General features: G+C 73.4%; 15 protein-coding genes. 7 read left to right on the forward strand and 8 right to left on the reverse strand.

Features of this window, described 5'->3' with window-relative positions; all coding sequences use genetic code 11:
• The first annotated feature begins 45 nt into the window (after window positions 1-45).
• From OM98_RS06510 to cls, 3 genes are all read left to right on the forward strand, one after another.
• On the forward strand, window positions 46-1,179 hold the full coding sequence (locus OM98_RS06510) for a trans-sulfuration enzyme family protein (protein WP_010533794.1): 1,134 nt from the start codon (window positions 46-48) through the stop codon (window positions 1,177-1,179).
• A 193-nt stretch (window positions 1,180-1,372) separates the two neighbouring features.
• A complete protein-coding gene (locus OM98_RS06515) occupies window positions 1,373-2,290 on the forward strand; it encodes a Bax inhibitor-1/YccA family protein (protein ID WP_010533795.1) in 918 nt (305 codons plus the stop codon).
• 103 nt (window positions 2,291-2,393) lie between these two features.
• Complete coding sequence (gene cls / locus OM98_RS06520; protein WP_010533796.1) at window positions 2,394-3,890, forward strand: cardiolipin synthase; 1,497 nt, start codon at window positions 2,394-2,396, stop codon at window positions 3,888-3,890.
• Window positions 3,891-3,926: 36 nt separating this feature from the next.
• On the opposite strand, the gene OM98_RS06525 is transcribed toward cls, so the two are convergent.
• Window positions 3,927-4,691, reverse strand: a complete 765-nt coding sequence (locus tag OM98_RS06525) for a hypothetical protein (RefSeq protein WP_029362734.1) — start codon at window positions 4,689-4,691, stop codon at window positions 3,927-3,929.
• Complete coding sequence (locus OM98_RS16360; RefSeq protein WP_010533797.1) at window positions 4,688-5,599, reverse strand: hypothetical protein; 912 nt, start codon at window positions 5,597-5,599, stop codon at window positions 4,688-4,690. Before OM98_RS16360 ends, OM98_RS06525 begins: the two co-directional genes overlap by 4 nt.
• Window positions 5,600-5,765: 166 nt before the next feature.
• Between OM98_RS16360 and thiD the strand changes: the two genes are divergently transcribed.
• The gene (gene thiD / locus OM98_RS06535; protein ID WP_033195059.1) at window positions 5,766-6,644 is read left to right on the forward strand and encodes a bifunctional hydroxymethylpyrimidine kinase/phosphomethylpyrimidine kinase; all 879 of its coding nucleotides are present in this window, start codon (window positions 5,766-5,768) and stop codon (window positions 6,642-6,644) included.
• 280 nt (window positions 6,645-6,924) lie between these two features.
• Here the strand turns inward: thiD and OM98_RS06540 are convergent, their stop codons facing one another.
• Complete coding sequence (locus tag OM98_RS06540; protein WP_010533799.1) at window positions 6,925-8,115, reverse strand: glycoside hydrolase family 3 N-terminal domain-containing protein; 1,191 nt, start codon at window positions 8,113-8,115, stop codon at window positions 6,925-6,927.
• Window positions 8,116-8,235: 120 nt separating this feature from the next.
• On the opposite strand from OM98_RS06540, the gene OM98_RS06545 reads away from it, so the two are divergent.
• Genes OM98_RS06545 through OM98_RS06555 form a run of 3 tightly spaced genes read left to right on the forward strand, consistent with a single transcriptional unit; the run spans window position 8,236 to window position 12,349 of the window.
• Window positions 8,236-8,835 carry a hypothetical protein gene (locus tag OM98_RS06545; RefSeq protein ID WP_010533800.1) on the forward strand — a complete coding sequence of 200 codons (600 nt, stop codon included), beginning with the start codon at window positions 8,236-8,238 and terminating at the stop codon, window positions 8,833-8,835.
• Window positions 8,832-10,988 (forward strand): prolyl oligopeptidase family serine peptidase, encoded by a 2,157-nt coding sequence (locus OM98_RS06550; RefSeq protein ID WP_010533801.1) that lies wholly within the window; start codon window positions 8,832-8,834, stop codon window positions 10,986-10,988. Before OM98_RS06545 ends, OM98_RS06550 begins: the two co-directional genes overlap by 4 nt.
• Window positions 10,985-12,349, forward strand: a complete 1,365-nt coding sequence (locus OM98_RS06555) for an alpha/beta fold hydrolase (protein WP_010533802.1) — start codon at window positions 10,985-10,987, stop codon at window positions 12,347-12,349. Before OM98_RS06550 ends, OM98_RS06555 begins: the two co-directional genes overlap by 4 nt.
• Before the next feature lie 24 nt (window positions 12,350-12,373).
• On the opposite strand, the gene OM98_RS06560 is transcribed toward OM98_RS06555, so the two are convergent.
• The 5 genes from OM98_RS06560 to OM98_RS06580 form a co-directional block, all read right to left on the reverse strand.
• On the reverse strand, window positions 12,374-13,789 hold the full coding sequence (locus tag OM98_RS06560) for a DUF2079 domain-containing protein (RefSeq protein WP_010533803.1): 1,416 nt from the start codon (window positions 13,787-13,789) through the stop codon (window positions 12,374-12,376).
• A 53-nt stretch (window positions 13,790-13,842) separates the two neighbouring features.
• A complete protein-coding gene (locus tag OM98_RS06565) occupies window positions 13,843-15,432 on the reverse strand; it encodes an aspartate:alanine exchanger family transporter (RefSeq protein WP_010533804.1) in 1,590 nt (529 codons plus the stop codon).
• Between the two features lie 98 nt (window positions 15,433-15,530).
• Window positions 15,531-16,184: a peptide-methionine (S)-S-oxide reductase MsrA gene (gene msrA, locus OM98_RS06570; RefSeq protein ID WP_010533805.1), complete on the reverse strand. Its 654-nt coding sequence runs from the start codon at window positions 16,182-16,184 to the stop codon at window positions 15,531-15,533.
• The gene (locus tag OM98_RS16185; protein WP_342626426.1) at window positions 16,087-17,289 is read right to left on the reverse strand and encodes a sulfatase-like hydrolase/transferase; all 1,203 of its coding nucleotides are present in this window, start codon (window positions 17,287-17,289) and stop codon (window positions 16,087-16,089) included. Before OM98_RS16185 ends, msrA begins: the two co-directional genes overlap by 98 nt.
• 64 nt (window positions 17,290-17,353) lie before the next feature.
• Window positions 17,354-18,595, reverse strand: coding sequence for a class I SAM-dependent methyltransferase (locus tag OM98_RS06580; RefSeq protein WP_010533807.1), 1,242 nt, complete (start codon window positions 18,593-18,595; stop codon window positions 17,354-17,356).
• Window positions 18,596-18,633: the final 38 nt, after the last annotated feature.

An 18,633-nucleotide genomic window follows, 5' to 3' on the forward strand; every position in this document is an offset into this window, starting at 1 on the left:
GTCCGTGCCGCCCGCCGCCCGTCCTGACCGTCCCAGGAGCGCCCCATGCACATCCGCACCGCCGCCGTGCAGACCCTGCGGGAGAACGAGCTGGGGGCCGTGGTGCCCCCGGTGCACCTCGCCTCCACCTTCGAGCTCGACCCCGCCACCGAGGACGCGCCCTACGCCTACCAGCGCGGCTCCAACCCCACCCGCGCCCAGCTCGAGACCGTGCTCGCGGCCCTCGACGGCGCCGAGCACGCCTTCGCCTTCGCCTCCGGCATGGCCGCCACCGCCGCCGTGTTCTCCCCCCTGGAGGTGGGTGACGAGGTGATCCTCCCGGCGACGGTCTACGGCGGCACCTTCCGCTTCGTCGACCGGATCTTCCCGCAGCGCGGCCTCACCGGGCGCTACGTCGCCGATCTCGGCGAGCTCACCGACGCCGACTTCACCGAGCACACCCGCATGGTGTTCGTGGAGACCCCCGCCAATCCCACCCTGCGCATCACCGACCTCCGCCGCATCGTGGAGCTCGCCCACCGCCACGGCGCTATCGTCGCGGTGGACAACACCTTCATGACCCCGGTGCTGCAGCGCCCCCTGACGCTCGGTGCCGACGTGGTGGTCCAGTCCGCCACCAAGTACCTCGCCGGGCACTCCGACCTGCTCGCCGGGGCCGTCACCACCAACAATGCGGGACTCGCCGAGGCCTACGCCCTGGCCCAGAAGGCCTCGGGCGGGGTGCTGCCCCCGCAGGACTCCTTCCGCCTGATCCAGGCCATCAAGACCCTCCCGCTGCGGCTGGAGCGCCAGCAGGCGAACGCGATCCGCATCCACGAGCACCTGCGCGAGCGCTCCGACGTGACGGCCACCTGGTTCCCCGGCAGCCACAGTGAGGCGGAAGCCCGCATCCACGCCTCGCAGGCCGACGGCCCCGGCGCCGTGGTCAGCTTCGAGCTCGCCGAGGACCTCGATCGGGTGGCCTTCCTCCGCGCCCTGCGCTACCCGGCCTTCGCCGTGAGCCTCGGCGGGGTCGAATCCCTGATCTGCCGCCCCGCCACCATGACCCACGAGGCCATGGCCCCCGAGGACCGGTCCCTCGCCGGCATCGGCGACGAGATGCTCCGCCTCTCCGTCGGCATCGAGGACGCGGACGACCTCATCGCCGACCTCGACCAGGCCCTCGCCGCCGCCCGCTGACCGCTGAGGGCGAGGTGGCCCATCGCGTCCGCCCCGCGCCCTTGCGCCCTGGGCGGAACACCCACCCCCTCCCCGGGTCGGATTCGGGTTCCCTCGCTAAGATGGTGGTATCGGCACCGACGGAGCCGATCGGGAGCGCCCACGTCGGCCCCCGCGCCCCGCCGCCTGCCCCACGACTCGTCCAAGGAGCCCCATGGCACGCCACAATCCGATCTTCGGCCACGACCAGGCCGTCCAGCAGGGCGGTTCCCAGCCCAGCTACGGCTACGCCCAGAACCAGGGCACGGCCTCCCAGATGCCCTCCGCCCAGACCCAGTGGGCCCCCAGCTTCGGTCAGCAGACCCAGCAGGGCTACCAGCAGGGCGAGGACCTCGAGGCGATCTACGCCCGCCCCTCCGCCTCCGGCCACGACACCGGACGGATGACCATGCGGGACGCGCTGAACGCGATCACCGCCACCCTCGGCACCATCATCGTGATCGGCGTGGCCGTCGCGACCCTGCCCGCGCTGCTGGGCTTCGTCGCCGGCGACTCCGGCCAGTCCCTCGGCTACGGGGTCGCGATGGTCGCCCTCGTGATCGGCCTCATCGGCGGCCTGGTCACGGGCCTGGTCAACGCCTTCAAGCGTCAGCCCTCCGCGGTGCTCACCCTGCTGTACGCCGTCTTCGAGGGCCTGCTGCTGGGCGGCTTCTCCGCGATGATGGAGGCCGTCTACCCGGGCATCGCCATCCAGGCGGTGATCGGCACCCTCGGCGTCGCCGCGACCGTGCTGGTGCTGTTCCGCCTCGGCGTCCTGCGCACCTCGCCGCTGCTGACCAAGATCTTCATGGTCGCCATGATCGGCTACCTGCTCTTCGGGCTGTTCAACATCGGCTACATGCTGATGACCGGCGGCAGCCTGCGCGACGGAATGCTCGGCCTCATCATCGGCGGCCTCGCCATCGTGATGGCCTCCTACTCGCTGGTGATGGACTTCGAGGACGTCCAGCGCGCCACCAACGCCGGCGTCGCCCGCCAGTACGCCTGGCGCTGCGCCTTCGGGCTCGCCGCCACCCTGGTGTGGATGTACATCGAGGTGCTGCGGATCCTCGCGATCTTCCGCGGCGACTGATCCGGACGCGGGACGCGCGAGCGGCCCGTCACCTCCCCGTATGCTGAACGGCGGGTCCCCTCGGGGGCCCGCCGTTCCGCTGTCTCGGGGAAGGACGACCACCGTGGGATTCGCTGAGTGGCTGCAGGACAACACCGTGCAGGTGGTCCAGGTGGCGACCTACGTGTTCTGGACGATCGACATCGCCCTGCGCATCACGGCGCTGATCGTGGTGCCCCGAAACCGCCGCCCCGGCTCCGCGCTGGCCTGGCTGCTGGCCATCATGGTGCTCCCGATCATCGGCTTCCCGCTCTACCTGATCCTCGGCAAGGCGCAGCTGCCGCGGAAGCGCCGCGTCAAGCAGGTCGAGATCAACACGATCATGCGCGAGCGCGCCGAGCGCATCCCCGACACCGACCTCGACGAGGACAGCCCCAGCTGGCTGCAGGGCGCCGTGCGCCTGAACCGCGAGCTCGGCGCCTTCCCCCTGACCGGCAACAACTCCTGCGACCTCGAGATCGACTACGAGACCTCGATCGCCCGCATGGCCGCCGACATCCGCACCGCCCAGCACGACGTCAACGTGCTCTTCTACATCATGGGCCGCGACGAGGTCACCCAGGACTTCTTCGACGCCCTCTGCGAGGTGGCCGACCGCGGCGTCCGCGTCCGCGTGCTCTACGACCACCTGGGCTCCTTCAACCTGTTCGGCGGCCCCTACCGCTCGATGCGCCAGCAGCTCGACGCCCACGGCGTCGAGCACCACCCGATGATGCCGCTCCAGCCCTTCCGCGACGGCGCCTTCCAGCGTCCCGACCTGCGCAACCACCGCAAGCTGCTGATCGTCGACGGCGTCGTCGGCTGGATGGGCAGCCAGAACCTCATCGCCTCCCACTACGACAAGCGCTCCAACATCCGCCGCGGCCTGCACTGGCAGGAGACCATGGCACGGCTGCAGGGCCCCATCGTCGCCGAGATGAACCTGCTGTTCGCCACCGACTGGTACTACGAGTCCGGGGAGCAGATCGACGAGGACGAGCAGGTGCGCCGCGCCCCCGACCTCTCCGGCACCTACGAGTGCCAGATCGTGCCCAGCGGCCCCGGCTTCGTGCTCGAGAACAACCTGGCCCTGTTCAACCAGCTGTTCTACTCGGCGCAGAACCGCATCGTCGCCGTCAGCCCCTACTTCGTGCCCGACGAGTCGATGCTCTCCGCGATCATCACCGCCGCCCGCCGCGGGGTGAAGGTCGAGCTGTTCGTCCCCGAGATCGGCGACCAGTTCCTCGTCTACCACGCCCAGCGCTCCTACTACGAGGCGCTGCTGGAGGCCGGCGTGATCATCTGGCTCTACCAGGCGCCGACCATCCTGCACGCCAAGCACGTCACCATCGACGAGTCCGTGACCGTGATCGGCTCCTCCAACATGGACATCCGCTCCTTCGTGCTGGACATGGAGAGCTCGCTGATGGTCGGCGGCACCGACTTCATGGAGAAGATGCACGAGGTGGAGGACGTCTACCGCTCCCGCAGCCGCATCCTCACCCTCGAGGAGTGGCAGCGCCGCCCCTGGCACAAGGCCGTGCTGGACAACCTCTGCCGCCTGGCCTCCTCCGTCGTCTGAGGGGTCTCCAGCGTCTGAGCGGCCCTCGGCGAGGCGTCAGCCGGAGACGCCGGTGATCGAGTCGTATGCCTCCCGGGCCGCGTCCTCGTGCTCGGTGACGCCGACGGCCACCTCCGAGAGGAACACGCTGGGCCCCTGCGGGCTCTCGAGCACCACCACGGTGATCCGGGAGGCGTCGGTCAGCTCGAGGTCGTCCTGCCCGAAGCGCAGCTCCCCGGTGGTGCGGTAGCCGGGCATTCCCGCCACCGTCACCGCCTCCGTGAGCTGGTCGTGCATGGTGCGGCCCGAGGTGTCGCCCCAGGCGGCGCCGTTGGAGTACAGGCAGGTGAAGATGCGCTGCGAGGCCGCCTCGTTGCCGGGGTACTCCACGCCCGGCTGCCACTCGACGAGGCCGACCGTGATCATCGAGGCCCAGTTGCCCTCCACCACCGCGGAGGCCGTGGTGTCGTCGTTGAGGAAGCTCGCGTAGTTGCTGGAGCCGCGGCCGTCGAACACGGTGGGCGGCACGATCTCCAGGCCGCCGCCGCGCAGTCGGCCGGAGGGGTTGGTCGAGGTGCGCTGGTAGTCCATCGGGGACCAGCAGCGCTCCTCCTCGGTGGGGGAGGCGCTGGTGCTCTCCGGGGTCGAGGAGGCGGAGGCCGAGCTCGTCGGCGGGTCCGTGCTCTCCCCGCCCGTCAACCCCACGTAGCCCAGCGCCCCGCCGACGATCAGCACGAACACCGCCGCGAAGGAGACCCCGCCGACCAGCAGCGGGTTCGGGCCGCCGCCGGGTCCCTGAGGGGAGGGGGTCGGGGTGCTCATCCGACGACCTCCAGCGAGTCGATCATCTCCTGCAGCTCGGCCACGTGGTCCTCGTGGTCCGCGGCGACGTCCGAGGCCAGGGCGCTGGCCCCGTCGGGGGTCTCCACCACGATGGAGGTCACCACGGAGGCGCTGGTGGTGGAGTACATCTCGGAGTCCTCGAAGTGGTAGGTGGCCTGCACGATCCAGGCCGGGGCGCCGTCGACGGTGATGGCCTCCGAGCGGTAGTCGGTGACCTCGGGGTTCTCGCCGAAGGCGCCGATCACGCCCGCGGTGGTGGCGTAGCACTGGAAGATCGCGACCGCCGCGGGCTCCAGGCCGGGGTAGCCGCCCTCGTCCTCGGGGAACACCACCCGGCCCAGGCTCACCGCGCTGTACCAGTTGCCCTCCACGTTGCGGGCCTGCGCGCCGATCTCGTCCATGTAGGGCATCGAGGTCGAGTCCCAGGGGGCGGTCCAGGTGGAGGGGATCGTGTACTGCAGGTCGCCGCCGCGCACCGTGCCCGGGTCGGCGGAGGCCGCCGGGGCGGAGTCCGGGATCGTGCAGGCGGTGGTGGGGGCCTGGGTGAAGATCGGCGGCGGGGGAGCCAGGTCGGGGTCGTCCTCGTCGGGGATGTACTCCTCCTGGCCGGTGGCGGTGCGCTCGCCAGCGGTGGTCTCGGCCGGGTCGTCGGCCTCCAGGGCGGAGCGGAACACCGTCTGCGAGAGCACCAGGGCTCCGACCGCGATCAGCACCAGGGTCGAACCGATCACCGAGAGCATCACGACCAGGGCCCGCCTGCGCGAGCGGGGGGAGGGCTCGCCGACGGGGGTCTCGGGGGCGGAGTAGTCGGGCAGGCCCGCCGGCTCCTGGGAGGAGAAGTCGGGCAGGGTCCCGCGGGGGTCGCCGCCCTGTCGGTCCTCGGCCATGCGCACCTCCCCGGTGTCCCCGTCGTCGCGCGCCCACCGTGGCGCGCCCCCGCCCGTGATTCTCGCACGTCGGCCTCCTGCGGCGGCGGTCCTCCCGCGCCCGGGACCTCGGGAGCGGCCCAGGGGCCCTCGATACACTGCGGCGACCCGACAGATGGAGATCCGCATGCGCCCGCCCCTCGTCCTCACGATCGACGGCTCCGACGCCGCCGGTGCCGCGGGGATCCAGGCCGACATCAAGACCCTCACCGCTCTCGGCGTGTACGCCGCCTCGAGCATCACGCAGGTGACGGCCTCCGGCCCGCAGGGCGTGGCCTCCACCCATCCGCTGTCCGCCGAGGTGGTGCGCGCCCAGCTCGCCGCCGTGGTGGAGGGGCTGCAGATCGACGCGGTGAAGATCGGGACGCTGGGCAGCGCCGCCGCCGCCGGAGCGGTGGCCGAGACCGTGGGCACGCATCGCGGGCGCCTGGGCCGGATCGTGCTGGACCCGGTGATGGTCGACGCCGACGGCACCGCCCTGATCTCCGCCGAGGGCGCGCGGGCCGTGCGCGAGCAGCTGGTGCCGATCGCCGACGTGGTCACCCCGAACATGGCCGAGGCGGCACAGCTGCTGGGCACCTCGCTCGCCACCTCCATCGAGGAGATGCGCGAGCAGGGGCTGGCCCTGCGGGCGCTCGGCCCCGAGGCCGTCGTGATCACCGGCGGACGCCTCCCCGCCGGAGACGACGCCGTGGACGTGGTGGTCCACCCCGGCGGCACCGACCTGCTGCGCGCCTCCCGCGTGCCCGGGCGCCGGGTGCGCGGCGCGGGCGCCACCTTCTCCGCCGCTATCGCCGCGCAGCTGGCCCGGATCGCCGAGTTCGCCCGCGCCGGGGAGCTCGGGGAGATCGGCGACGCCGGTGCCGAGGACGACATGGTCACGATCATCGCGACCGCCCGCGAGTTCGTCGCCGGTGCCACGGAGCACGGCGCGAACTGGGAGATCGCCCGGCGCCCCGGGGGCTACCAGGCGCTGAACCACCTCATCACCCTCGGGATGGACTGAGCCCCGGGACTCACCGCTCCCGCCGCGCCCCAGGACCCGGCAGGCCCCGCCCCGTTCCCCTCCGCCCTTCAGCGCGTCCCACCGCCCCTCCGCGCGCCACCGCGGGCAGCCCTGACGTGGCTCGCTGCGCTGAAAAGGGGACGTGGGTGCACCGGCAACGGCTTTCCAGGCCGTGAGGGTGCACCTGCGTCCCTTTTCCAGTGATGGACCGGGAGGAGAGGTGCAGGGAAGGAGCGTGCGCGGGGGAGGATCCGGGTGCCGGGGAGCGCGGGGCAGCCGGTCAGGCGTCCAGCAGGTCGTGGCCCTGCTTCACGGTGAGCATGCGGGTCGCGGACTCCCGCACCCGTGCCTCCTGCGCGGCGTCCTCCTCGGCCCAGGCCACGATCGCGTCCACCAGCTCCCCGGCGATGCCCGGATCGGCGGTCAGCACGGCGTCGCCGCCCGCGGCCAGCAGCCGGGTGGCGCGCTCGGGCACCGGCACGTCGGCCACGGCCTCCGCCGCGCCGATGTCGTCGGTGATCACGAGGCCGTCGAAGCCGACCACCTCGCGCAGCACCCCCTGCACCACGGCGGAGGAGAACATCGCGGGCACGTCCGGCTCGATCCGCGGGTAGACCGCGGAGGAGAGCATGACGGCCTCGGCGCCTGCCGCGATGCCGGCCATGAAGGTCTGCAGGTAGGGATCGTCCGCGTCGGTGACCGCGTCCACGATGCCCTCGACGCTGTGGTCGGTGTTCTTCTCCACGCGACCCAGCCCCGGGAAGTGCTTGAGCGTCGCGCCCACCCCGGAGGCGTCCAGGCCCTGGACGGCGGCCTGCACGCAGCCGGCCACGATCTCCGGGTTGGTGCCGAAGCCGCGGTCCAGCTGCCCCACCGGCGCGTTGTCGTCGCCGAGCGCCGGGTCGACCACGTCGGCCACGGGCGCGAGGTCGAGGTGCAGGCCGCGGGCGGCGAGGTCCTCGCCGATCATCGTGTAGGCCTCCAGGGCCGCCTCGGGGCCTGCCTCGCCGAGCGCCTCGGCGGAATCGGACTCGCGGGCGGCGTCGCCGCGCAGCATCCGCACCTGCCCGCCCTCCTGGTCCACCGCCAGCAGCGGGCCGAGGTCCTCCCGGGAGCCCTCCACGGCGGCGGCTACCAGGGCGTCGACCTCCTCGGCGGACTCCCATCGGTCCAGCAGGAAGAAGCCGCCCACGTGGTGCTCCTCCAGCAGCTCGGCGTCGATCGAGCCGCCCGCGGTGATGCCGACCAGCACCAGCTGCCCGGCGAGCTCCCGCAGCTCCATCTCCTCGGCCAGCAGCTCCGCGGCCGTCGGCTCGGGACTGGGGGAGGCGGTGCCGTCGGAGGCCCCGCCGCCGGAGCCGCCGTCGGAGGTGCCGGTGGTGCCCTCGCTGTCGGTGCCGCCGCCCTGCGAGGTCGTGCAGGAGGCGAGGGCGGCCGCGGGGGCGAGGGCCAGCAGGTGTCGGCGACGCATGGAGGCAGTGTTCCACGCCCACCCGGGATACGCGCCCGAGATGGTGGAAAAGTGGACTTTCCTCCGACGTTCCCGGACACACGGGCGAGGATCGTCGGGGCCGCGCCGTAGGCTGGCGCCATGAGCTCCGAGACGCCCGGCGACGTGCCCGCGCCGCACGTGATCGACCCGGCCGAGCACCCGCAGGCCCGCAGGATCGCCACGGGCACCGGCGTGCCGCTGACCACCTGGACCGCCCGGTTGGACGAGCGCGGCGGCAGGGACCTCGACCACGCCGCCCTGGCCCGGCATCTGGCCGAGGAGCACGAGCTGGACGGCTGGTGGGCCCAGGCCGTCACCGTCGCCTACGAGCAGGTGATCGGACGGCGCGTCGTCGGGCAGAGCTGCGAGGGCGACTTCTCCGCCTCCGCCTCGCGCACGGTCCCCGGTGACATGGACGCCGTGCAGCAGGCCTTCGACGCCTTCATGACCCCTGCGCGCCGGGAGCAGCTGGGCATGGCCGAGGGATCGCTGAGCGCCACCGAGCGGTGGCGCTACTGGCGCGCCGCCGTCGACGACGGCTCCCGCGCCTCGATCAACATCAGCGCCAAGGGCGAGGACCGCAGCACCCTGGCCGTCGAGCACAAGGGCCTGGAGACCGCCGCGGCCCGGCAGGTCTGGAAGGACGCCTGGAAGCGCACCCTCGACGCCTTCGTGGCCGAGCAGAAGGAGACCCGATGAGCGAGCACGCCCCCTCCGACCCGCAGCTCCCCGCGAGCGACGGCAGCAGCGACCCGCACCTCTGGCTCGAGGAGGTCACCGGCGAGGACGCCCTGGCCTGGGTGCGCGAGCGCAACGACCGCGCCGCCGCCGAGCTCGACGCCGTGCCCGACCCGGACGAGCCCGCGGGGGAGCCCCTCGCCGCGACCCTGCAGGAGGAGATCCTCGCGATCCTCGACGCCGAGGACAGGATCCCCGCCGTCACCCTGCGCGGCGAGCACCTCTACAACCTGTGGACCGACGCCGAGCACGAGCGCGGCCTCTGGCGCCGCACCACCATGGAGCAGTACCGCGGCGGGGACCCGGAGTGGGAGATCCTGCTGGACGTCGACGACCTGAACCGCGAGGAGGACGAGGACTGGGTGTGGCACGGCGCCCAGCTGCTGCGCCCCGCCGAGGGCGAGCCCTACCGCCACGCCCTCATCGACCTCTCCCACGGCGGCTCCGACGCCGACGTCACCCGCGAGTTCGACCTCGAGACCCTCTCCTTCGTGCCCCCGCCCGAGGACGGCGGCCAGGGCTTCCTGCGCCCCGCCGCGAAGGGCGGCCTGAGCTGGATCGACCGCGACACCGTCTGGGTCTCCACCGACTTCGGCGAGGACACGCTCACCACCTCCGGCTACGCCCGCCAAGCGCGGATCTGGCGCCGCGGCACCCCGCTGGCGGAGGCCGAGCTGGTCTTCGAAGCCGCCGAGACCGACATGGCCGTCTTCGCCGCTCACGACTCCACCCCCGGCTGGGAGCGGGACTGGGTCATCCAGGCCCATGCCTTCTACGACTCCACCCACTACCTGGTGGACCGCGGCCAGCAGCCGCCGGCCCTGATCCGCATCGACGTCCCCGGGGACCTCGAGGTCAGCGCCCACCGCGACCTCGCGATCCTCTCCCCGCGCAGCGACTGGGAGGTCGAGGGCACCACCTATCCCGCCGGCTCGCTGGTCGTCGGCGACCTCGCCGCCTTCCTCGACGGCCGCCCCGAGCTGACCATGCTGTTCGAACCCACCCCCACCACCTCCCTGGCCGGGCTCTCCATCACCCGCGGCACCCTCGTGCTCACGGTGCTGGAGGACGTGGTGCACCGGCTCGAGGTGCACCACCGCGACGAGCACGGCGCCTGGGTGCACCAGGACCTCTTCCCGGAGCTCACCGGGGCGCTCGGGGTGCGGGCCGTGGACTCCGAGGTGGACGACCGGATCTGGCTCAGCGTCACCGACTTCCTCGAGCCCACCGGCCTGCGGATCGCCGACCTCGTCGAGGTGCCGCTCGGCGGGCATCCCGAGGAGCCCGAGACCCTGCGCACCACCCCCGCCCGCTTCGACGCGGAGGGCCTCGAGGTCACCCAGCACTTCGCGCTCAGCGCCGACGGCACCCGCATCCCCTACTTCCAGATCGGCCCCGCCGAGGCGGGGGAGGGGCCCGCCCCGACGCTGCTGTACGGCTACGGCGGCTTCGAGATCTCCCTGACCCCCGCCTACCTCGGGGCCACCGGCAAGGCATGGTCGGAGCGCGGCGGCACCTACGTGATCGCGAACATCCGCGGCGGCGGCGAGTACGGGCCGACCTGGCACCAGGCCGCCCTCACCGAGCGCCGTCAGCGCGCCTACGAGGACTTCGCCGCCGTCGCCCGGGATCTCGTCGAGCGCGGCGTCACCGATGCGGCCCACCTCGCCGTCCGCGGTGGCTCCAACGGCGGCCTGCTCACCGGCAACATGCTCACCCAGTACCCGGAGCTGTTCGGCGCCGTGGTGATCCAGGTGCCGCTGCTGGACATGAAGCGCTACTCCCACCTGCTGGCGGGCGCCTCCTGGATGGCCGAGTACGGCGACCCCGACACCGCCGACTGGGAGTTCATCCGCCGCTTCAGCCCCTACCACCTGCTGGATGCGGACACCGCCTACCCGCCGGCCTTCCTGCTCACCTCCACCCGCGACGACCGGGTCCACCCCGGCCACGCCCGCAAGATGACCGCGGCGCTGGAGTCGATCGGCGCGGACGTGCGCGCCTTCGAGAACATCGAGGGCGGCCACGGCGGCGCCGCCACCAACGAGCAGGCCGCCCGTATGAACGCCCTGATGTACACGTTCCTGTGGGATCAGCTCGGGGATCGTGCATGAGGAATGCCGACGCGCTGCTGAGCAGGTCCGCCCAGGACGACCTGCTGTCGATCCGGCAGGACCTGATGACGGTCTACCGGGAGGTCTCCGCCGACGACCCGCGGCTGTTCCCCCTGCGCTACACCCGCACCACGCCCCGTCACCGCGCCCCGGTCACCGGCACCGGCGGCCGGGAGGCGGCCCCGCCCGAGGTGCCGCTGCTGCTGATCCCGGACGGCCCCGGCATGGGATCCGTGCTGCCCTACGACGGGACCCGCCGGGCGCTTGCCCGCCGCGGCGTCGAGGTCCTGATGATGGAGCACCGCGGGGTGGGCCTGTCCCGCCTGGACGCCGAGGGCCGCGACCTGCCGCGGCACGCCATGCACGCCACCGAGGTGCTCGCGGACCTGGTGGCCGTGCTCGACCATGCTCGGGTGCCGCAGGTCGCCGTCCACGGCACCGGATACGGCGGCTACCTCGCCCAGGCCCTCGCCGCGCTCCACCCGGACCGCGTCTTCTCGCTGGTGCTGGACTCCCCGCTGACCTCCGCGGAGGATGAACGGGCCGGGCAGCGGGCCCTGCGCGCCCACTACTGGGACGGCGAGGTTCCCGCCACCTCCACCACCGCGGCGGCCCTGCGCCGCATGGTGGAGCAGGGCGTGGTCGACGCACGCCACGCCGGGCCCGTGGTGCTGGCCGTGCACGAGCACGGCGGGCCGGCCGCTGTGCGCGACCTGGTGGACCTGCTGGTGCAGGGCCGCGGCCGCCTCACCTGGTCCAGCATCCGCCAGGTGCTCGCCCAGGACTGGCTGCAGTCCACCCCGTACGTCGTCGAGCACGAGCTCGCCGCGCCCATCGCCCACACCGAGCTGGGCTACGGCCACGCCGCCGACGGCGGGCCGATGGACCCACTGGTGCTCGCCCGCTCCCAGGCCCGCGCCGTGGCGCCCTTCGCCGGGGAGCCCTGGGACATGCCCGCCCTGGCCGCGACGATCACGGCTCCCACCACGGTGCTGGCCGGGTCCCGGGACCTGGTGCGGCCGCCGCAGATCGCCCGGGACCTCGCCGCCCGCATTCCCGGCGCCGCCCTGCTGGAGATCCCGGGCGCCGGGCACGGACTGCTGGACACCCGCGGTCCGCTCGCCCAGGTGGTCGCCCGGTGGGCCACCAGCGGCCTGGCCGCCGACCTGGCCGGGATGAAGCGCGAGCTCGCCGCGCTGCCCGCCACGGGTCCCGACTCGACGCTGACCAGCGGGCTGCGGCTCGCGATCGCCGCCGAGCGGCTCTCGCCGTGGCGGCTGCGCATGGAATGGGCACGCACCCGCCATCAGGAGTCCTTGGCCGATCCGAGCGCGCGCCGGAACCGCACCGCGAAGGTGTGAGGCAGGGGTGAGGCGGGAACCGGCTCAGGGCCGGCAGGCCACCACGAAGCCGCCGTCCTCGTAGCGGGTCTCGTAGGCGACGCCCCACTCCTCGGCCGCCCAGGCGGCGGCATCGGCGGGCGGGGTGCCGCCCCAGGCGAAGTTCATCTCGTCCACCAGCACGCATTCCGGCACGTGGGTGTTCGGGCCGTGCATCCACTGCACCTCGTGATCGGTGACGGCCGGGGCCAGCAGCGAGATGTCCACGGCGACCACGGCGCCGTCGGGCACCGCCTCCAGGGCTGCGGCCGCGGGCTCTGCCCGCCAGCTCAGCTCCCAGGACGCGGGGCGCAGCACGTCCAGCACCGGCATCCGGCCTCCGAGGGCGAGGGTCACGGCGGCGCTCAGGCACACCGCCACCACCGCCACGGTGCGGCCCGGCCGGGGGCGGTCGCCGCGGCCCCAGGAGCCGGCGCGGCCGCTGCGGAGATCCCCGAGGGCGTCGAGCAGCGCGGCCAGCGCGATCGGCATCAGCACCGCGTTGTAGTGCCAGTACCAGTCCCAGTAGAACTCCACGGTGCCGGTGAAGCGCCAGGCCAGCGTCGGGATCATCAGCAGCATCAGCGGGGAGCGCAGCCCGACGACGCCCGCGGCCAGCACCAGCATGAGCACCAGCAGGTACTTCGCGGGCGGCCAGAACACCTCCAGCACCGAGCCGAGGTTGTCGGTGTAGTCGTACTGCCCGGCCGTGTTCAGCGCCGGCAGGATCACGAAGGTCGAGGCCAGGAACCATGCCCCGCCCCAGACGGCCAGGCCGAGCCCGGTGCGCAGGTGCTCCCGGTGCCGCCAGGCGATCACCGCGCCCAGCACCGCCACCGTCAGCCCCAGGTCCTCCTTGACCAGCACCAGCGGCGCCGCCCACAGCGCCGCCGCCAGGACCCGACCCCGCAGCAGTGCCGTCAGTGACAGCGCGAGCAGCGGCACCGCGAAGGCGATCTCGTGGAACTGCACGGCCGCCGCGGACTGGAGCCCGAAGGAGAAGGCGTAGGCGGCCCCGGCCAGGGCTCCGAGCGGCGCGCCCAGCCGGTCGATCGCGAGCCGGGTGAGCGGGATCGCGGAGGCGCCGAACATCAGCGCCTGGGTCCACAGCAGGGCGAGGCCGGAGGGCCAGATCCACCACACGGGCGCGAGCAGCACCAGGATCGGGTGGAAGTGGTCGCCCAGCAGGTTCACCTCGTCGCCCTTGATCGGCACGATCGGTGCCGAGAAGGTGCCGTAGGCCTTGGCGAGCTGGGTGAAGATCCCCAGGTCCCAGGAGGGGGCGACGAGGTTGCGCCACTGCTGGGTGCCGAGCAGCCCATAGGCGGCGGTGGCCAGCAGCGCGAGGGCCAGCGGGACCAGCAGCCGGGCCCGGCGGTGCGCCGTCGTCGGCTCCACGGGGTCGGGGTCGGCAGGGGTCACCCGGTGAGGGTATCGGTCGTGAGGGCGCGCGCCGGAACGGGTCCGACGGGCGCTCAGAGCATCACGATGAGCTGCACGACGAGGATCTTCACGATCATCCCGAGCGCGAACAGTGCCGAGTAGCCGGAGTCGGCGCGTTCGTCGTCGGTGAGGGAGGCGACGTGGCCCAGCAGCACGGGCTGCCCGATGAAGCCGGCGATGGCGCCGAGGGTGCGGGGCGCGCTCATCCCGGCCAGGCGGCCGAGGCCCCACACGGCCAGCACGGAGCCCAGGGTCAGCACCGCGGCGAGGCCCGCCACCAGCGCGCCGGTCACGGTGACGGCGGTGGAGGCGAAGGCCTGCCCGCTGGACAGACCCACCGTCGCCAGGAACACCACCAGGCCGAACTGGCGGATCGTGAGGTTCGCCGAGGCGGGCATCGCCCACACCAGGGGGCCGGTGCGCTCCAGCCGGCCCAGGATCAGGCCGACCACCAACGGGCCAGCGGCCGCGCCCAGGGCGATGCTCGCCCCGCCGCTCAGAGGCAGGGCCACCATCCCGGCCAGGATGCCGAGCACCAGGCCCAGGCCCACGGGCACCCAGTCCACCTCGGTGAGCTTGCGCTCGGAGTCGCCGAAGAGGGCGGACAGCTCCTCCTTGCGCTCGCGCGGCACCACGACCCGCACCCGGTCGCCGAGCTGCAGGGTCATGTCGGGCAGGGCCAGCAGATCGCGGTCGCCCCGCCGCACCCGGGTGATGATCCCGCCGAAGCGGTGGGGGATGCGCAGCTGGGCGACGGTGCGGCCGGCCACCTGCGGGTCCGAGACGATGTAGCGGCGGTAGTCGACGACGGAGCGGTCGTCGGCCAGGTGCTCGGGGACCCGGTGGCCGAGGGTGTCGGCGGCGCGCTCGACGGCCTCCGGCACGCCCACCAGCAGCAGCCGGTCGCCCACCTCGAGGGAGTCCTCGGGCCGGGCGACGCGCAGCTCGCCGTCGCGCAGCAGGTAGGACATGCGCACCTGTCCGCCCGACAGGCCCGCCGTGGCGGCGATGCCGGGGATGCGGCGCACCCGCATCGGGTGCTCCACCTCGACGGTGAGGTTCATCAGGCCCGCCGCGGAGGCGGGGGCCGGGTCGCGGTGGCCGGGCAGGGTGCGACCGCCCAGGGCGCTGAGGATCAGCAGGGTGACCAGCACACCCACCGGGTAGCCGATGGCGAAGCCGACGGCCGGGTCGGTGGAGCCGCCGGCGGCCTCGGTGGCGGTGTCCAGCGCGGGGGTGGCGGTGAACATGCCCGCGTACATGCCGCCGACCATCCCGGAGCCCAGCCCCAGCGGCCAGGCGGCCAGCGCCGCGGCGACACCGGTCGCGATGAGCAGGGCGCTCGCGCCGAGGATCAGGCGGGTCTGGGTGCGCAGGTCCCGGAACACGGTGGCCCCGGCCGCGAGGCCGGTGGTGTAGACGAACAGGGCGAGGCCGATGGCCTGCAGCAGCTCCAGCCCTTCGCCGAGCCGTGCATCCAGCGCCCCGACCGCGAGGCCGACGAACAGCGCGCCGGCCGCGCCGAAGCGCACCGGCCCGAAGCGGATCGCCCCGAGCGCCGAGCCGAGCGCCATCACGGCGAACAGGGTCAGCAGGGGCGAGGCGGCCAGCAGGTCGAGCATGCCGCTCACGCTAGACCCGTGGGCGCTGCCCGGTGCAGGTCAGGGGTGTGTGATCGTTCCGTGGCCGCGTGAGAGCCCTCACGTGAGCCGGGCTGTGATCAGTCGATCGCGCAGGCCACGCCGTTGAAGCCGTGGTTGCAGTAGCCCATCGGGTTCTTGGCGAGGTACTGCTGGTGCTCCGGCTCGGCCGTGTAGTAGACGCCGTCGCCGGCTTCGGCCAGCGGGGACAGCTCGGTGGTGATGCGGCCGCGGCCGGCCTCGGCCAGGGCGCCCTGGTACGCACGCTTGCTCGCCATCACGACCTCGCCCTGTTCGGGGGTGGTCCAGTAGACGGCGCTGCGGTACTCGGTGCCGACGTCGTTGCCCTGCCGGTTCTCGGTGGTCGGGTCGTGCTGCTCCCAGAACTGGGTGAGCAGCGCCCGCAGGGTGTCCTCCCCGCCCCGGTAGATCACGCGCACCGCCTCGGCGTGCCCGGTCTGCGCGGAGAAGACCTCCTCGTAGGTGGGGTGCGGGGTGAAGCCGCCCGCGTACCCGGAGGAGGTGGTGTGCACGCCCGGCACCTGCCAGGCGATCCGCTCGATGCCCCAGAAGCAGCCGCCCGCGAGGATGATCTCCTCGGTGTCCTCCGGCCAGGGCCGCGGCCCGGTGGGCGCGTCAGGGCCGAGCATGTCGGTGCCCAGCACCTCGTGCTCGCGCACCAGCGGGTAGGGGTAGCGCTCGCGGCCCGGCAGAGCCTCCTCGGCGCTGACCATCGTCTTCTTGTGCCCGTACAGCAGGTCCATCATCTGCCACATGTCCGCCACGGTAGTCGCGGGTCCTGGCGGATGAGCGGCCCGCGTCGCGGGCGTCACAGGCCTGTGCGCCGATGGCGGAACCGACGTCCTCCTGCCGTCCGCCCCACTCCGGCACCGGGGTGTCAGGGCCCTCGTAGGGACGGTCGCCGTAGTGTTCCTGCAGGGCGGCGAGGCGCTGCTCCAGCCGGGCGCGGATGCCGTCATGCGCCGGGGCGTGGTGGCTGGGGTCCTCGTGCTCCCGGTAGCGGTAGTACATGGCGTCCGGCCACTCCTCGCGTGTGGCCGCGTCGGCGGTGTCGTCCAGCAGCGGCTGCTTCAGGTCCGTCTCGGTGAGGTCGTCGGCGATGCTCATGCGCACGTCCCGCACGGCGCGGCTGCGCCCCTCGTGGTCGTCGAACAGCGTCTCCGGTTCGGGGATCGATCCGGCCGGGTGGAGCTCCGCGTGGGGCGGGTGCGGGGTCCCTTCGCGGTGCGGCGCCTTGTGGTGCAGCAGCAGGCAGAACGGTTTCTCCGGGTGCTCGGCGCGAGTGCGGTCCAGCCAGTCCAGCGCCATGGCGGTGACGGTGTCGGTGGCGTAGCCCGGCACGGGCTCGTCCACCCGGTCCCCGGCGGCGTCGAGGCCGTACATCTCGGAGCCCCAGTACTCGCCCTGGCCGCGGTAGATCCTCCACTCGTCGAAGCCCTGCGGGTCGTTCTCCGGGGCATGCCCCGGGTGCCATTTGCCGAACAGGGCGGTGCGGTAGCCGCAGTCCTGCAGGGCCTGCGGGAAGGTGCGCACCCGGTCGTCGACGCTCGAGTGGATGGTGGCGGCGCCGTGGAGGTGCGAGTAGGTGCCCGAGAGGATCGAGGCGCGGCTCGGGGTGCAGATCGAGTCCGTGCAGTACATGGCGTCCAGCCTGGCGCCCCCGGCGGCATCACCGCATGGTGTCACCGGCTCGTGGGCTCGCCGGAGGGTGGCCGGATTCGGGAGGTCCGGTGCGCGGGGGCGTGCACAGACCTGTCTGTGGTGGTCGCGCACCTGCACATGTGCAGGTGCGCGACCACCAGGAGCGGGTTCGTGCACACGCGGCGGCGAGAAGGGGGCGGGAGGTGTGGCCCGGGCGCCGGAGGAGGGGTGTGGGAGCAGCTCAGACGGCGTGGGGGGAGGCGATGATGACGTGCTGCTCCCCGGCGATGCGGGTGAGGATCAGCGTGGCCTTCTCGTCCCCGAAGCGGCGGGGGCGCAGCTTGCGTCGCAGCTCCTCCGGCTCCACCGCGGTGCCGCGCTTCTTGATCTCCAGCACGCCCAGGCGGTGCTCGCGCAGGTAGGCGACCAGGCGCTTGATCCCGAAGGGCATCACGTCCCGCACCGTGTAGCCGCGGGCGAAGGGGGTGTCCACGCGGCGGTCCGAGCTCAGGTAGGCGATGGTCGGATCCAGGGTGCGGGCCTCGAGGTCCGCGGCGAGACGGCCGATCAGCCCGGCCCGGATCACGGCGCCGTCCGGCTCGTACAGGTGCCCGGCGAGGGGGCCCGGCTCCGGATCGGGCAGGCCCTCGGTGCCCCGGTCCAGGCGGTGCGCGCCGCCCCGGTCGATCACCAGTGCCGAGGATGACACCCCGGCGCGGGCCAGCGGGCCGCACCACAGGGCCGCCTCCAGCACCTGACCGTGCAGGGACAGCCACTGCGCCTCGGCGTCCTCCGGCAGCGCCTCCCGCTCCACGGCCGGGCCGAGCTTCGCGCCCAGCGGACCCAGCTCCCCGTCGGTGCCCAGCCTGCGTGCGAGGTCCAGCACGGCGGACAGCGGCGGGGAGTAGTCCTCCGGATCATGGGTGCGGCGGCTCGCGCCGCGGGCGGGAGCGCGCCGCGCCGGGTCCAGCCAGACACCCTCGGTGAGGGAGGGGTCGTGCTCCTCGACGGTGCCCAGGTGCACGCCCGCGGTCGGGAAGGGCCGCAGGTTCACGGTGGCGACGGCGACCGTGAGGGGGTCGCGGTCCACGGCGCGCACGTCCAGGCCGAGCCCCGCCATCGCCATCGCATCGCCGCCGATGCCGCAGCCCAGGTCCGCCACCGAGGCGACGCCGGCCCGCTGGAAGCGCTCGGCGTGCAGGGCGGCGACGGGCAGCCGGGTCGCCTGCTCCAGGCCCTGCGCGGTGAACAGCATGGAGGCGGCGAACTCGCCGAACTTCTCGGCGCCGCTGGCGCGCAGCCTCGCCTGGGTGAGGGCGGCGGCCACCAGCTCGGGGGAGTGTCCGGCCTGCCGCAGTGCGGCGCCTTGGGCCAGGGCGTCCTGCTCCCGGTACGGCGGGAGGGAGGCCAGCAGCGCCCAGCCCTCGGGGTGGAGCAAAGGCTCGATGGCCTGCAGGTCGTCACCGGGGGCGGGGGAGGGCATGGCGGTCACCCTACCCGCGGGACCTGCGGCTCCCGGGC

Origin of the sequence: Brachybacterium squillarum M-6-3, assembly GCF_000225825.1 — a bacterium.
In the GTDB taxonomy this organism is placed as follows: Bacteria; Actinomycetota; Actinomycetes; order Actinomycetales; family Dermabacteraceae; genus Brachybacterium; species Brachybacterium squillarum.